13 protein-coding genes are annotated in these 14,736 nt (G+C 63.6%); 10 read left to right on the top strand and 3 right to left on the bottom strand.

The features are described 5' to 3' along the window. Positions 1-179 precede the first annotated feature (179 nt). From JQ591_RS10870 to argC, 4 genes are all read left to right on the top strand, one after another. A complete protein-coding gene (locus JQ591_RS10870) occupies positions 180-710 on the top strand; it encodes a DedA family protein (protein WP_211395984.1) in 531 nt (176 codons plus the stop codon). Positions 711-828: 118 nt separating this feature from the next. Then, a complete protein-coding gene (locus JQ591_RS10865; RefSeq protein ID WP_249136757.1) occupies positions 829-3,486 on the top strand; it encodes a DUF3857 domain-containing protein in 2,658 nt (885 codons plus the stop codon). 298 nt (positions 3,487-3,784) lie between these two features. Further along, positions 3,785-4,450 carry an FMN-binding negative transcriptional regulator gene (locus tag JQ591_RS10860; RefSeq protein ID WP_211395983.1) on the top strand — a complete coding sequence of 222 codons (666 nt, stop codon included), beginning with the start codon at positions 3,785-3,787 and terminating at the stop codon, positions 4,448-4,450. Then, positions 4,447-5,427, top strand: a complete 981-nt coding sequence (argC, locus tag JQ591_RS10855; protein ID WP_211395982.1) for an N-acetyl-gamma-glutamyl-phosphate reductase — start codon at positions 4,447-4,449, stop codon at positions 5,425-5,427. Before JQ591_RS10860 ends, argC begins: the two co-directional genes overlap by 4 nt. 145 nt (positions 5,428-5,572) lie before the next feature. On the opposite strand, the gene JQ591_RS10850 is transcribed toward argC, so the two are convergent. Further along, positions 5,573-6,343 carry an outer membrane protein gene (locus JQ591_RS10850; RefSeq protein WP_211395981.1) on the bottom strand — a complete coding sequence of 257 codons (771 nt, stop codon included), beginning with the start codon at positions 6,341-6,343 and terminating at the stop codon, positions 5,573-5,575. Positions 6,344-6,521: 178 nt separating this feature from the next. Here JQ591_RS10850 and JQ591_RS10845 point away from each other — a divergent pair, with 178 nt between their 5' ends. After that, positions 6,522-7,109, top strand: coding sequence for a class I SAM-dependent methyltransferase (locus JQ591_RS10845; RefSeq protein ID WP_211395980.1), 588 nt, complete (start codon positions 6,522-6,524; stop codon positions 7,107-7,109). Positions 7,110-7,131: 22 nt separating this feature from the next. Here the strand turns inward: JQ591_RS10845 and JQ591_RS10840 are convergent, their stop codons facing one another. Both JQ591_RS10840 and JQ591_RS10835 read right to left on the bottom strand, forming a co-directional pair. After that, on the bottom strand, positions 7,132-7,530 hold the full coding sequence (locus tag JQ591_RS10840) for an MAPEG family protein (RefSeq protein WP_211395979.1): 399 nt from the start codon (positions 7,528-7,530) through the stop codon (positions 7,132-7,134). 83 nt (positions 7,531-7,613) lie between these two features. Next, entirely contained in the window at positions 7,614-9,422 is a 1,809-nt protein-coding gene (locus JQ591_RS10835) for a PHA/PHB synthase family protein (protein ID WP_211395978.1), read from the bottom strand. Positions 9,423-9,675: 253 nt separating this feature from the next. Between JQ591_RS10835 and JQ591_RS10830 the strand changes: the two genes are divergently transcribed. The 5 genes from JQ591_RS10830 (at position 9,676) to JQ591_RS10810 (ending at position 14,701) form a co-directional block, all read left to right on the top strand. Then, positions 9,676-9,951: a hypothetical protein gene (locus JQ591_RS10830; protein ID WP_211395977.1), complete on the top strand. Its 276-nt coding sequence runs from the start codon at positions 9,676-9,678 to the stop codon at positions 9,949-9,951. 215 nt (positions 9,952-10,166) lie between these two features. Continuing rightward, positions 10,167-11,387 carry an LL-diaminopimelate aminotransferase gene (locus tag JQ591_RS10825; protein WP_211395976.1) on the top strand — a complete coding sequence of 407 codons (1,221 nt, stop codon included), beginning with the start codon at positions 10,167-10,169 and terminating at the stop codon, positions 11,385-11,387. Positions 11,388-11,416: 29 nt separating this feature from the next. Beyond that, positions 11,417-12,733 carry a homoserine dehydrogenase gene (locus JQ591_RS10820; protein WP_211395975.1) on the top strand — a complete coding sequence of 439 codons (1,317 nt, stop codon included), beginning with the start codon at positions 11,417-11,419 and terminating at the stop codon, positions 12,731-12,733. Positions 12,734-12,892: 159 nt separating this feature from the next. Next, positions 12,893-13,894 carry a class II fructose-bisphosphatase gene (glpX, locus tag JQ591_RS10815; protein WP_007609885.1) on the top strand — a complete coding sequence of 334 codons (1,002 nt, stop codon included), beginning with the start codon at positions 12,893-12,895 and terminating at the stop codon, positions 13,892-13,894. An 87-nt stretch (positions 13,895-13,981) separates the two neighbouring features. Next, entirely contained in the window at positions 13,982-14,701 is a 720-nt protein-coding gene (locus JQ591_RS10810; protein WP_211395974.1) for a haloacid dehalogenase type II, read from the top strand. The last annotated feature ends 35 nt before the right edge of the window (positions 14,702-14,736 follow it).

Below are 14,736 nucleotides of genomic sequence, written 5' to 3'. Positions count from 1 at the left end.
GGGCGCCGTGGTTGGGAGCCAATCCCGGCGATTTTACGCCGCATCCCCATCAATTCCCGGCAATTTGACGTCCCGGTCCAGCCTGGACCGGACTTTGTGACTTGATGTCACACAAGTCCTTGGCTTACCAGTCCTTTTCACCGCAGCACCTTGAGATAGGGCAGGAAGGCTATTTTTGAATGGAGCAGTTTGCGCACGCCCTGGCCGATTTCGTGCGCGCTCACGAGGCGTGGGCAGCTCCCATCGTGTTCCTGCTCGCTTTCGGGGAGTCGCTCGCCTTCATCTCCCTGCTGATCCCGGCTTGGGGCGCGTTGGTCGCTATCGGCGCGCTGATCGGCGCGAGCGGCATCAGCTTCTATCCGGTTTGGATCGCCGGCGGCCTCGGCGCGGCGCTGGGCGACTGGGTCTCCTACTGGTTCGGCTATCGCTACAAGGAGCGGGTCGCCCAGATGTGGCCGCTCTCGCGCTATCCGGAACTCCTGCCCAGGGGCGAGGCCTTCGTGCGCAGCTGGGGCGTGCCGAGCATCTTCATCGGCCGCTTCTTCGGCCCCTTGCGTGCCTCCGTGCCGCTTGCAGCCGGCATTTTCGAGATGCCCTATTGGAGCTTCCAGGTCGCCAATTTCGTCTCGGCGCTGGTCTGGTCGGCGGCGCTCCTGCTGTTCGGCGACGTGATCGCGAAGATCATGGAATGGATCTGGCGCATCGTTTGATGGAGCGCGCGGCTCGGTTGGGTCGTGGAGAAATCTAAAAGTTGTGCTTTCTGAGAGTGCGGCTGGTAATTTTCGCCTGCTAGTTGAGCTGCCGACCTAGCGGCCGAGCGCTCAGCACATGATTATCCGAGTTTGTTCAACTTTTCTGGTGGCATTGCTGCTCTCGTCGCCAGGCATGAAATTGCGTGCCGCTGAGTCACCGGACACCGATCGTAAGCCCGGCTGGATCGACCCGGGCTGGCGGCGAACGGTGGCGCGCTATGCCGTCACCTTCGATGAGAAGGGGCTCAGCACCGAGGTCTTCGAGTTCGAAATCAAGGCGCTCGACGAGAAGGGCGCCGAGGCGATCGCGCAGCAAAGTTTTCAATACAACAGCTATTTTGACGATTTGACGTCAGTAGAGCTTGCCACTCTCAAGGCAGATGGCGGCGTGGTCGCAGTGGACGAGCGCGCCATCCGTGATCAACCGGCATCGACAGATTCCTCCTCGCCCTATTTCGACGAGGTGCGCGACAGGATCATCGCCTTTCCGCATGTTGCTCCCGGCGACAGCATCCGCGGGCGTCTGGTCTACAAGGCGAAGCAGCCGAGATTTCCGGGTGAGTTTGCGCGCTTTTGGAGCGAGCCGGCTAACCAGCCACCTGAGTTGCTCGAAGTGACCGTTGACGGACCGGCATCCATGCCGCTGCGGATCGCATCGCGCAATGTCGAGCACCATGAAGAGAGAGTGAACGATCGGATCGTCCATCGCGTGCGTTTCCGGCAGGACGCGCCGAGACCCCGGCAGATCGACGAGGAGACTCTCGCGGGTGCAGAGCGTTTCGAGGTGAGCACGTTTGCTGACTATTCCGCTTTCGCGGCGACGCTGAACTCCCGCAACGCGCCTATGGCGCGACCGGATGAGAGGATTACAAGACTTTCGCGGGAGATCGTCGGCGACGCCGTCGGCACACGCGCGAAAATCGAGCGCATCTACAATTGGGTGGCCCGCAACATCCGCTACGTCGGAATTGGCCTCGAGGACGGCGGCTGGACGTCTCAGCCCGCCTCGGCCGTGCTTGCGTCGCGCTACGGCGACTGCAAGGCGCATGCGACACTGTTCAAGGCGTTGCTCGCTACCCAGGGCATAGAAGCCAATCTGGTCGCGGTCAACTCGGACGCAAGGTACACGCTCACCGAGGTTGCCACGCCGAATTTCGATCACGCGATCGCCTATGTCCCGGAGATCGACCAGTATCTTGATCCGACCGCTTCGCTCTTCGCCTTCGGCTCCCTGCCGCCGGATCTCGCGGGCAAGCCGGCCCTCAACATCGACAAGGGCACCCTGGGGCGCATCCCCGTGATCGAGCCGGCGCGTTTCCGGCTGGCCGCGGAAACCGACTACGTCCTTGGCAAGGACGGGAAGCGCGAAGCCCGATCGATCCTGTCCGGGACAGGCGTCGGTGCGCAATTGGGACGCGCGGTCGCGCAGGGATTGGATGATGCGGACCGGCGAATGGCGGCCGGCCGGCTGATCGAGCAAGCCGGCCTGACCGGCACCGGTGATTACACCTACCCAAATCCGCGCGAGCTGACGGACAGCTACGCCATCGCATCAACGTTTCAGATCAGCAAAGCCCTCGATCTTGATCGGCCCACGCGCGTCAGGATGTTGCCTTTGACGGATCCAAGGCGATCGCTTTTGCGGTTGGTTGCGCGCCAGACGAGCGGGCGGCCCTTTGTTTGCCGGCCTATGGAATACCGCGAGGTCGCTTCACTCACGGTTCCCGAGAACACTTTCTTCTACGAGAAACCGGCGCCTGTCGCCTATTCGGCGACGTTCGAGGGCAGGACAGGCTACGGAGACGTTCACGGCCGGATCGACGTAAGCGGCACCGTTGACCTCGATGGCCGAACCATTCGTTCCAACGCAGTTCTTCGCCTTACACTCGATGCGCCGGTCTGCCCGCCAGAGTTTGCTCCGGCAATCGAGAAGGGGTTCGATAAGCTTGACGAGTTCAAGTACGGGCTGATCGGCGTGACCCCGAAAGGGGGATCCTCGGTCATCGACGTCAGCGCCGACTTCAAGGACGGCGTGAGCGCATATCTTGCGCATGATTTTGAACGCGCGATGGAGCGGTTGAAGCCGCTGGCCGAAATCGGAAGCGCACGTGCGCAGTTCTATCTGGGGGCGATGTACCGGGACGGAAGTGGGACGAAGCGCAATAGCGCGGAGGCCATCAAATGGTTTCGCCTGTCCGCGGAACAGGGCGACGCCTACGGCCAGGAGAATCTTGCGTACGTCTATGAGATGGGCCTAGGTACAGCTCGCGACGAAAAGCAGGCGGCCGACTGGTACGCCAAGGCGGCGGATCAGGGGAACGCTTTTAGCCAATCCCACCTTGCAGCCATGTACTGGGACGGACGAGGCGTTCCCCAAGACTTCACTTTGGCTTTCGATCTGTTTTCGAAGGCGGCTGACCAGGGCTTGACGTTTGCGCAGACGCGTCTCGGCCTGTTGCACATCAAAGGCGAAGGCGTGCCGCAGGATTTCGCCAAGGGCATATCCCTGCTGCGCAAGGCCGCCGATCAGAACGACGGGTTGGCCCAATACAATCTGGGGTGGGCGTATGAGAGCGGCACGGGCGTCCCTAAGGATACTCGGCAGGCGATCAAGTGGTACAGCAAGGCGTCCGATCTTGGAAACGGCCAGGCAAGCGCCCATTTGTACGAACTGTCCCGCGCAAGTTCCTTTTGGGAGACGCTCTTCAGCCGCCTCGGCATGGCCAGATGGTAGCGACAGCGAGCGGAGGCCAGCCGATCGCGCGCACCGGCCGCCCCTGTCTTGGCTAGGGCGGCCCGGAATGACAGTTCCAAAACCTTGACGACCGGCCAATATGGCCTTATAGCCCCGCGCCATGATCAACGCCGCGACTATTTTGTTCGCCCGTCGCCGCCGCCGCAGCTTCGCGGTTTGGGCGGTCGATCGCGTTTGAGATCATCGTCTTTGCCGCTGGATCCGATCCGCGGCATTCTCTCTCCTGTCAGCGCGATCTGATCCGGCGGCCCCCCAAGGAGGCCAGCAGGAGACCACGATGTACACGCCACCCTTTTTCAAGCAGGACCGCGCCGCGAGCCTGAAATTCGCAGGCGAGCGCGGCTTCGGGACCATGTGCGCCTTCGACGGCCACAAGCCGGTCGCCTCGCCAATTCCGTTCTACCTGACCTATGCCGCTGACGGCACGCCGCAGGCCGCCTTTCATGTTGCCCGTCACAATCCGCTGCTAAAGCTGGCAGGCGACGCGTCATGGCTGCTCGCGGTCAACGGCCCCGATGCCTATGTGTCGCCGGACTGGTACGTCTCGCCGGATCAGGTGCCGACCTGGCTTTACCAGTCGGTGCATCTGAGCGGGCCGGTGCGGCTGCTGTCGGATGACGAGCTGGCGGTGCAGATCGACACGCTCAGCGAGAAGTTCGAGAGCTGGCTGTTGCCGAAGACGCCGTGGACGTCGGGCAAGATGACGGCCGGCAGGCTGGAAGCGCTGAAGAAGGGAATCGTGGGGCTGGTCATGACAGTTGAAGAGGTCGAAGGCAGCTTCAAGCTCAACCAGCACAAGTCCGACGCCGATTATACGGCGATCGCCAATGCGCTCGGTGCGCAGCCCGCCGCCGACGCGAGGGAGATCGCGCAACTGATGCAGGACGTGAGGCCGGAAGCCTTCGCGAACGAAACCAACATCCTCGAAAGGAGCGCGCCATGAGCCTCACTGAAACGACGAAAGCACCGACCACTGGCGCCACGAAGAAGCCCGCCACCGTCTTCGTCGACGGCGGCTCCGGCACCACCGGGCTCGGCATCAACGAGCGGCTGAAGCAGAGCGACGTTGCGGTGAAGACCATCGCCGACGACAAGCGCAAGGACCCCGCAGCCAAGAAGGCGCTGATGGAGGAGGTGGATCTCGTCATCCTCTGCCTGCCGGATGATGCCGCGAAGGAGACCGTCGCGCTCATCGACAGCATGGGGCCGTCGGGCCCGAAGGTGCTGGACGCCTCGACCGCGTACCGGGTTGCGCCCGACTGGGCCTATGGCTTTCCGGAACTGACACCGGACCAGGCCGGCAAGATCAAGGCTGCGAAGAAGGTCTCCAACCCCGGCTGCTATCCGACCGGCGCGATCGCGCTGCTGCGGCCGATCGTCGACGCTGGCCTGCTGCCGCACGATTATCCGATCACCGTCAATGCGGTGAGCGGCTATTCCGGCGGCGGCAAGTCGATGATCGCGAGCTTCGAAGACGGCACCGCGCCGTCCTTCGAGCTCTACGGCCTCGGCTTCGAGCACAAGCATCTGCCCGAGATGCAGCTCTATTCGAACCTGACGCGACGGCCGATCTTCATTCCCTCGGTCGGCAATTACCGGCAGGGCATGCTGGTGTCGGTGCCGCTCCAGCTCGACACGCTGCCCGGCAAGCCCAGCGGCGCGGACCTGCAAGCCGCGCTGGCAAAGCGTTACGCCGGCTCAAAATACGTCTCGGTGATGCCGCTGCAGAACGAGGCGACCAAGGGCGGCAAGCTCGAGCCGGAAGCGCTCAACGAGACCAACATGCTCGAGCTCCACGTCTTCGCAAGCGACAAGTACCATCAGGCGGTGCTGGTTGCGCGGCTCGACAATCTCGGCAAGGGTGCGTCCGGCGCGGCCGTGCAGAACATGCGGCTGATGCTGGGATTGCCGGAGGAGTAGACACGCTCGTGCCCCGGACGCAGCGCAGCGCCTCTTGGCGATGCGCTGCAGAGCCGGGGCCCATTCTGATTTTGCGTGTAGCTCTCTAGGTCCCGGGTCTGCGTTGCAACGCCTAGGCGTTGCAGCGCGTCCGAGACACGAGACTTCAGTACTTCGCGATGACCGGGCCGCCGAACCTGTAGTTGACGCGGGCCGTGATCACGTCGACGTCCTGACCAATGCGGTCGGTGCGCGAGAACGAGCCGACAGGAACTCCCGTCACGCCCGTGGCCGTGAGCGTGACGTCGCGCCGGCCCATGAACAGATGGTCGTATTCGAGGCCGACCGACCAGTTCGGAGTAAAGCCGTATTCGAAGCCGACGCCGACCGTACCGCCCCAACGGGTCTCCTTGGCGCCGTCGAACTCGGCCCCGGCCAGACCGCCCGTACCGATGCCGGCGTAGCGATCGCGGGTGACCGCGGCGCCGCCCTTCGCGTAGAGCAGCACGTTGTTCCAGGCGTAGCCGACCTGGCCGGTGAACAGGCCGAAGGCGTCGACGCGGGTGCGATTCGCGACGCCGAACACGGTGCTGGCGTTCCGGCCAGAGAGGTCCGCCCAGTCGCCCTGCGCTTCGAGGCCGAACACGAAGGCGCTGCTCTGCCAGCGATAACCGATCTGGCCGCCGGCGACGGCACCCGTCGCGTCATGGCATCCTTCAGCAGTTGCGGGGGAGAAGCCGACGGTCTGGTCCCAGCACTTGCGCGACGTACCATAGCCGCCGTTGGCGCCGATATAGAAACCGCTCCAATTGTAGACCGCGGCGATCATCGGCGGCGCCTTGGTATAAGGACGTGCGGCGAGATCAGCGGCGTTGGCCTGGGTCGCGACGGCTGCGAGCGAGATCGCGCCGAGCGCGGAAATCAACTTCCAATTCATGTCTGCCCCGAATCGATCAATTGCGATGCGCGAATATACCTGTGGATGGACGACAACCTGTATGAGCAAACCGGAACGCCGGTTGTTTTTGCCGCACTGTCATCTGGCGGCCACACCTGCGGTTGATGGCTGCCGTCAAAGTGGGCAGACTGGTCGAGGTTTTGGAAGCGAGTGACGCATGGACGAGACCACGCTGACATTCTACCGGCAGAATGCCGAGGCCTATGCCGGTTGGAAGAAGGCTCCCTCGACGCGGCTGCGTGGCTTTCTCGCCCTGTTGCCGTCCGGTGGTTCGATCCTCGAGCTCGGCTGCGGCGCCGGCAATCATTCGGCGGTGATGCTGGCCGAAGGTTTTTCGGTGCGTGCCACCGACGGCTCGCCTGAAATGGCCGAGATCGCGTCGCAGCGGCTCGGTCATCCCGTCGAGGCGATGCGGTTCGACCAGCTTGACGCGCACGAGGCCCATGACGGCGTCTGGGCCAGCGCCTGTCTCCTGCACGTGCCGCGCGACGAGCTCGCCGGCATCCTGGCGCGGATTCATCGCGCGCTCAGGCCGTCAGGCGTGTTCTATGCCAGCTACAAGACGGGCGAGGGCGACGGCCGGGACAGTCTCGGGCGCTACTACAATTATGCGTCGCCAGAATGGCTCGAGGCGACCTACGCCAGTGCGGGTCCATGGATCACGCTGTCGTCGGACGGGAGCGTGATCCAGAGCTTTGACGAGACGCCGGCGAACATGCTGCATCTCGTCGTTCGCAAGGCCTGATCTAAAACAACAAGGCCTGATCTCAAACCACCTTGAAGATCGCGACGGCCAACACGGCCTGCGCGATGAAGCCGACGGTGAAGGCCACCGTGCGGAATACCGGGATCCCGAGCGCATAGACGATCAGATGCGCGACGCGCGACCAGAAATAGACGGCGCAAGCAAGCACCGTCCATTTCGAGGAGTAGTCGATTGCGTTCAGGATCAGCACCAGCGGCGCGAACAGCACAAGGTTCTCGACGGCGTTGTCATGCGCGAACATCAGGCGGTTCGCCCATTCCGACTGCGGCTTGTCGGCGCGCGAGGGATTGGCCATCGCGCCACCGAGACCGCGAATCTGGCAGCGGTTGATGGTGTAGGGAATCCAGAGGATTCCGGTCAGGACCACCGTCAGTGTCAGCCAGAACAATTCACGCGTCATAACCCGGTCCCCTATGTCGTCGCTGTGTTGAGAGCGAGCTTATACAAGCGCGCAAGATTGCGCCATGCGCAAGGAATTTTCCGTTATGCGCGAACCCTGACATAGCTGCCGGGGGCGTCCTCGATCGGGGGCAGCGCTTCGCTGCCGACCGTGCGCGCCGGGACCTCCTCGGGATCGAGTGTGCCGAGCCATTCGCGCCAGTCCGGCCACCACGAGCCCTTGTGCTCGACCGCGCCCTTCATCCACTCGGCGACGTTGACGTTCTTGATGTTGTCGTTGGTCCAGTACTGGTATTTGTTCGAGGCGGGCGGATTGACCACGCCGGCGATGTGGCCCGAACCGGACAGCACGTATTTCACCGGACCGCCGAAGAACTGGGAGCCGTACAGCACCGATTCCGCCGGCGCGATGTGGTCCTCGCGGGTCGCGAGATTGTAGATCGGCACCATGACCTTGGAGAGATCGAGCAGGGTGTTGTCCAGCACCAAGGTGCCGGTCGAGAGCCGGTTCTCCAGATAGCAATTGCGCAGATAGTACGAATGGTTCGACGCGGTCATGCGCGTCGCGTCCGAATTCCAGTGCAGCAGGTCGAACGCGCTCGGCTGCTGGCCCTTGAGGTAATTGCTGACGACATAGGACCAGATCAAATCGTTGGAGCGCAGCATGTTGAAGGCCATCGCCATCTTCGAGCCTTCGAGCACGCCGGCCGCCTTCATCTCCTGCTCGAGGGCCGCGATCTGCTCCTCGTTGACGAACACGAGCAAATCACCGGCATGGGTGAAGTCGACCTGTGCCGCGAAGAACGTCGCGGACGCCACGCGCTGGCGGCGCTTCTCGGCGAGCCAGGCCAGCGTGGTCGCGAGCATGGTGCCGCCGACGCAATAGCCGGCGGTGTGCACCTTCATCTCGCCGGTGATCTTCTCGATCACGTCCATCGCCGTGAGCGGGCCTTCCTTCATGTAGTCTTCCCAGCTCTTGGCTCCGAGCCGCTTGTCGGGATTGACCCATGAGATCACGAACACGGTGATGCCCTGATCGACGCACCACTTGATGTAGGACTTCTCCGGCTTGAGATCGAGGATGTAGAACTTGTTGATCCAGGGCGGGATGATCAGCAGCGGCGTGCGCAGCACGTTCTCCGTCGCCGGCGCATACTGGATCAGCTGCATCATCTCGTTCTGGTAGATCACCTTGCCCGGCGTCGTCGCCATGTTCACGCCGACGACGAGATTGTCCGGATTGGACTGGCGGATCTTCAGGATGCCCTTGCCGGCGGCGATGTCCTCGGCCAGCATCTTCAGGCCGCGCGCGAGATTTTCGCCGCTGCTGGCCACCGTCGCACGCAGTACTTCCGGATTGGTCAGCACGAAGTTGGAGGGCGACAACGCGTTGGTGACCTGCTGGACGTAGAACTCGGCCTTGCGGCGGGTCTGCGGATCGAGCCCCTCGGTGTCGCGCACAAGCTCCTGCGCAAATTTGGTCGTGAGCAGATAGAGCTGCATCACGAAATCGAAGAACTGGTTCGACTTCCATTCCGGATCGGCAAAGCGCTTGTCGCGCGGCGAGGGCGCGATCGCGGGCGAGGCGTCCTGGCCGGCCATGCGCCGCGCCGCCGAGCCCCAGAGGTCGAGATAGTCCTTGGCGAGCTTGGTCTGGAGATCGGAGGACCGCGACGTATCCGACAGCCAGTATTCGGCGACGGCGGTGAAGGTCTTGACGACCTCGGTAAGCTCGGCCGGCGGACGATCCTGCACCTCGCCGCTCTCGCGCGGCTTGAGGTAGGCGGCGAGGGCCTTGCCGCCGCTTTCCATCGCCCGCGCGACATTCATCGCGAAGGCTTCCGCATCGAACTTCGTCTCGGGTTTGGGCGTGTCGGTCGTGGCCATGCTCATGAGCAGAACAGTAACGATTCATTCCGTATTCGTCACCGCGAAGCTCGCATGTTTGGCGTTAAACACTCTCGAAGTTGTGTTGCGGTGCGATAAATTTTCTTGGTTCCGTCACAATCGAGCCGCACCGCTCGGCTTGGTGGTCCCGGGCTGTTTTCTCGCTCGCACCATTTGGGCAGCAATGGTTTGAGCTTGGGCGCGGACTTGGGTAAGGTTGCCCGGGGCCGTGCTTTGGGACGAGTAGGGGATTTCCCAAGTGTTGGCGTTGAGGGACCTGCAAAAGTCGCGGCTGATCTGTGGCGCGCTGCTGATGGCGGCGCTCGCCTTGGGCGGCTGCTCGAGCCAGCTCGCGGATATGACGCCCGCCGATGCGCAAGCGCATCCCAGGGAGCCCGGGAGCTATCTGCCGGTGCACGATCTGCCGCCCGATCGCGATCAGGCGGTCATGCCGCCGGACCAACGCGCCAAGATCGAGGCCGAGCTCGCTGCCGCGCGCGACCGTCAGGCGGTTGCCGCCAAGGACGCGAAATAAGGCGCTGCAAGGTAATGGCTGGCGCCTCCGCCTTGCCGTGCTAAAAGACCTCAGTTCAGCCGAGAGTCAGGGCGAACGACCTCAGTCGCCGTCGTCGATGATTGCTCTAAGTATTTGATCTTGAGTGATTTTCGCGGAGGGGGCGGGCGCCTTTTCGCATGGTCGTTAAGGCCTGTCGATTCTGTCCTGACCGGTTGCCCGGAGCCGAGAGAGCCATGGAAGAATTTTACCGCATCCGCCGCCTTCCGCCTTACGTGTTCGAACAGGTCAACCGGGCCAAGGCAGCCGCGCGGAACGCCGGCGCCGACATCATCGACCTCGGCATGGGCAATCCGGACCTGCCGGCGCCCGCCCATGTGCTGGAGAAGCTGAAGGAGACGCTGGGTAAGCCGCGCACCGACCGTTACTCGGCCTCTCGTGGCATTAACGGCCTGCGCAAGGCCCAGGCCGGCTACTACGCCCGCCGTTTTGGCGTGAAACTCAATCCCGACACCCAGGTGGTGGCGACGCTCGGCTCCAAGGAGGGCTTTGCCAACGTGGCGCAGGCGATCACCGCGCCCGGCGACGTCATCCTTTGTCCGAATCCGAGCTACCCGATTCACGCCTTCGGCTTCTTGATGGCGGGCGGCGTGATCCGCTCGGTGCCTTCGGAGCCGACGCCGCAATTCTTCGAGGCGGTCGAACGGGCGATCGTGCATTCGATCCCGAAGCCGCTGGCGCTCGTCGTCTGCTACCCTTCGAACCCGACTGCCTATGTCGCAAGTCTCGACTTCTACAAGGACCTGGTCGCGTTCGCGAAGAAGCACGAGATCCTGATCCTGTCCGATCTCGCTTATGCCGAGGTCTATTTCGACGACAACAACCCGCCGCCCTCGGTGCTCCAGGTGCCGGGCGCGATCGACGTCGCCGTCGAATTCACCTCGATGTCGAAGACCTATTCGATGGCTGGCTGGCGCATGGGCTTCGCCGTCGGCAACGAGCGCGTGATTGCGGCACTCGGGCGCGTCAAATCCTATCTCGACTACGGTGCGTTCACGCCGATCCAGGTCGCCGCGACCGCCGCGCTGAACGGACCGGACGATTGCATCAAGGAGATGCGCGACACCTACCGCAAGCGGCGCGACGCGCTGGTGGAATCGTTCGGCCGTGCCGGCTGGGAGATCCCGCCGCCGGAAGCATCGATGTTCGCCTGGGTGCCGTTGCCGGAAGCCTTCCGCAGCGTCGGCAGCATGCAGTTCGCGACCCTGATGGTGGAGAAATCCGGTGTCGCGGTCTCGCCCGGCGTCGGCTTTGGCGAGCATGGTGAAGGATATGTCCGTATCGCCATGGTGGAAAACGAGCAACGGATCAGGCAGGCCGCGCGCGGCGTGCGCCGCTTCCTTGAAAGCGGCATCGAAACGTTGCACAACGTCGTTCCGCTCGCCAATCGGCGTTAAGTTCTCTTCCGCAGGTTTTCTAAAGCATCATGGTTGCACCCCTGAAAGTGGGCATAGCGGGGCTCGGCACCGTGGGCGCCGAAGTTGTCCGTTTGATTGAAACGCAGGCGCGCGTGCTCTCGGGCCGCTGCGGCCGCGGGATCCGCGTCGTCGCTGTCACCGCGCGCTCGAAGGCCAAGAAGCGCGGCCTCGATCTGCGCGGCGTCGAATGGGTCAAGGATCCGATGGCGCTCGCCACGCATCCCGGCATCGACTGCTTCGTCGAGCTGATGGGCGGCGCCGGCGATCCCGCGCTGTCGGCGGTCGAAGCCGCGCTCGGTGCCGGCAAGTCCGTCGTCACCGCCAACAAGGCGTTGCTCGCAAAGCACGGCCTCAAGCTGGCAAAGGCCGCCGAAAAGCACGGCGGCGCGCTGAATTTCGAGGCAGCCGTCGGCGCTGCGATCCCTGTCATCAAAACGTTACGCGAAGGTCTTGCCGGAACCGGCATCAACCGGGTCTATGGCATCCTCAACGGCACCTGCAATTACATCCTGACCCGGATGGAGCAGGAGGGCCTGTCTTTCGCCGAATGCCTGAAGGATGCGCAACGGCTCGGCTATGCCGAGGCTAATCCGTCATTCGACGTCGACGGCCACGATACCGCGCAAAAGCTCGCCATTCTCGCCAGCCTCGCTTTCGGCACGAAAGTTGCTCAAAGCGCCGTGTATGTCGAAGGTATCTCCTCCATCGCGCCGGAAGACCTCCGTGCCGCTGACGATCTCGGTTACCGGCTCAAGCTCCTCGGCGTCGCGGTTCGCACCGCCAAGGGCATCGAGCAGCGCGTGCACCCGACCATGGTTCCAAAATCCTCGTCGATCGCACAGGTGATGGGTGTCACCAATGCGGTCACGATCGATGGCGAGGGCATCCCGCCGATCACGCTGGTCGGCCCCGGTGCCGGGGGGGCGGCGACCGCATCCGCCGTCGTCGCCGATATCGCCGATGTCGCGCGCGGCATTCGCGCCAATCCGTTCGGCCGGCCGATTTCGCAGCTGCGCGATACCAAGAAGGCGCCGATGGAGCGCCACGAAGGCGGCTATTACATCCGCCTTCTGGCACGCGATTTCCCGGGTACCGCGGCTGCGATCGCGACCCGGCTTGCCGAGCAGAAGATTTCGATCGAGTCGATCGTGCAGCGCCATCCCAACGGCGGCGCTGCGCCGGCAAACGGCAAGGCGGTCCCGGTGCCCGTCATCCTGATCACCTATGCCACGCATGAGGATGCCGTGCGCCGCGCGCTCGCGGCCGTGCAGCGCGACAAGGTGATCAGCGGGCGGCCGCAGGTGATCCGGATCGAGAAGAACTAGAGCATGCTCCGGATCCGAAGGACCGCGTTAGCGCAAAGTGTGAAGCGGTTTTCCGGAAAGAGCATGCTTAAACAATGACACGGTTCGAACGAACTGTGGGTGTTACGAGTTGATGCGGGCGGAGATTTCCGTCCAAACCTGTTTCGAAGGAGTGAGCCGATGTCGACCCATATTTCTGTCCCGCCGCAAGCGTTGCTCGAGCGCATTCTCACGCTGGAGATCGTGCGTGTGACGGAGCGGGCGGCGGTGTCTTCGGCGCGTCTGCGCGGGCACGGCAACGAGAAGGCGGCCGACCAGGCCGCGGTGGACGCGATGCGGCGCGAGCTCAACAAGCTGCCGATCGAGGGCACCATCGTCATCGGCGAGGGTGAGCGCGACGAGGCGCCGATGCTCTTCATCGGCGAGAAGGTCGGCATGAATGCCGGCCCGCAGGTCGACATCGCGGTCGACCCGCTCGAAGGCACCACGCTGTGCGCCAAGAACATGCCGGGCTCGATCGCCACCATGGCGATGGCCGACGGCGGCACGCTCTTGCACGCCCCCGACGTCTACATGCAGAAGCTCGCGATCGGTCCCGGCTACGACAAGGGCGTCGTCGAGCTCGATGCGACGCCGGCCGAAAACGTCCGCCGCCTTGCCAAGGCCAAGGGCGTCAAGCCTGACGGGATCACCGTTCTCGTGCTCGACCGTCCGCGCCATGCCAGCATCATCGAGAGCGTGCGCTCGACGGGCGCCGCTGTGCGCCTCATCACCGACGGCGACGTCGCCGGCGTGATCCATTGCGCCGACCCCGACAATACCGGCGTCGACATGTATCTCGGCACCGGCGGTGCGCCGGAAGGCGTGCTCGCGGCCGTGGCACTGCGCTGCATCGGCGGCCAGATGCAGTGCCGCCTCATCCTCGATTCCGACGAGAAGCGCGAGCGCGCCGCCAAGATGGGCGTCAACGATCCCAAGATGATCTACGGCATCGAGGACATGGCGCGCGGCGACTGCCTGTTCGCCGCCACCGGCGTCACCACGGGATCGCTGCTGTCAGGCGTCAAATTCCGCAAGGACGGCGTGATCGAGACCGAGACGGTGGTGATGCGTTCGGTCACCGGCACCGTGCGCTACATCAAGGCCGAGCACCGCGAGCTGGCGAAATTCCACCTGGACTAGGTCACGGCATGCTGCCGTCATTCGGGGCCTGCGCCTCGTGGTGCATCCCGGAATGACCAAGAATAAGTAACATACGGGAAAGCGCCCATGTCGGACCTCACCGCCGTCAAAGCCCTCGTGTTCGACGTGTTCGGCACCGTCGTGGATTGGCGCACCAGCCTGATCACCGACTTCATGTGGTGGGCCAAGGGCCGCGGCATCACCGCGGACTGGACCGCACTGGTCGACGGCTGGCGCGGCATGTACATGGCCTCGATGGATGACGTGCGCAAACATCCCGAGCGCGGCTATGTCATGCTCGACGATCTGCATCGCCGCTCGCTGGAAAAGCTGGTCGAGCAATTTTCGATCAAGGGCCTGACCGAAGCCGATCTCGATCACCTCACCAAGGGTTGGCACCGCCTGCATCCCTGGCCCGACAGCGTCGCGGGCCTGACGCGGCTGAAGACAAAATTCGTGATCTCGCCGCTGTCGAACGGCAATGTCGCGCTGCTCACCAACATGGCGAAGTTTGCAGGCCTGCCGTGGGACCTCGTCATGTCGGCCGAACTGTTCGAGCACTACAAGCCAGATCCGGAAACCTATCTCGGCGCCGCGCGCCTGCTCTGCCTCAAGCCGGAAGAGGTGATGATGGTCGCCGCCCACAACGGCGATCTCGCCGCCGCGCAGAAGAACGGGCTGAAGACCGCCTTCGTGGCGAGGCCGACCGAATACGGTCCGCTGCAGAAAGTCGATTTCGAGGCCACCGGCAATTGGGACATCGTCGCCAAGGATTTTGGCGGCGTCGCCGACAGGCTCGGCTGCTAGGGCGCGGTAGACGATCCGCGGCGAGGCAGCTGGCG

It is taken from the genome of Bradyrhizobium canariense (assembly GCF_018130465.1).
Lineage (GTDB): Bacteria > Pseudomonadota > Alphaproteobacteria > Rhizobiales > Xanthobacteraceae > Bradyrhizobium > Bradyrhizobium canariense_C.
Note: the sequence above shows the minus strand (reverse complement) of the source record. Positions and strands in the feature narration are given on the sequence as shown.

Bases quoted from the DNA above. Each gene is read 5' to 3' on its own strand.
- JQ591_RS10860 (WP_211395983.1), top strand. From the start codon at position 3,785: ATGTACACGCCACCCTTTTTCAAGCAGGACCGCGCCGCGAGCCTGAAA.
- JQ591_RS10865 (WP_249136757.1), top strand. From the start codon at position 829: ATGATTATCCGAGTTTGTTCAACTTTTCTGGTGGCATTGCTGCTCTCG.
- JQ591_RS10845 (WP_211395980.1), top strand. From the start codon at position 6,522: ATGGACGAGACCACGCTGACATTCTACCGGCAGAATGCCGAGGCCTAT.
- JQ591_RS10810 (WP_211395974.1), top strand. From the start codon at position 13,982: ATGTCGGACCTCACCGCCGTCAAAGCCCTCGTGTTCGACGTGTTCGGC.
- JQ591_RS10835 (WP_211395978.1), bottom strand. From the start codon at position 9,422: ATGAGCATGGCCACGACCGACACGCCCAAACCCGAGACGAAGTTCGAT.
- JQ591_RS10825 (WP_211395976.1), top strand. From the start codon at position 10,167: ATGGAAGAATTTTACCGCATCCGCCGCCTTCCGCCTTACGTGTTCGAA.
- glpX (WP_007609885.1), top strand. From the start codon at position 12,893: ATGTCGACCCATATTTCTGTCCCGCCGCAAGCGTTGCTCGAGCGCATT.
- argC (WP_211395982.1), top strand. From the start codon at position 4,447: ATGAGCCTCACTGAAACGACGAAAGCACCGACCACTGGCGCCACGAAG.
- JQ591_RS10850 (WP_211395981.1), bottom strand. From the start codon at position 6,343: ATGAATTGGAAGTTGATTTCCGCGCTCGGCGCGATCTCGCTCGCAGCC.
- JQ591_RS10820 (WP_211395975.1), top strand. From the start codon at position 11,417: ATGGTTGCACCCCTGAAAGTGGGCATAGCGGGGCTCGGCACCGTGGGC.
- JQ591_RS10870 (WP_211395984.1), top strand. From the start codon at position 180: ATGGAGCAGTTTGCGCACGCCCTGGCCGATTTCGTGCGCGCTCACGAG.
- JQ591_RS10840 (WP_211395979.1), bottom strand. From the start codon at position 7,530: ATGACGCGTGAATTGTTCTGGCTGACACTGACGGTGGTCCTGACCGGA.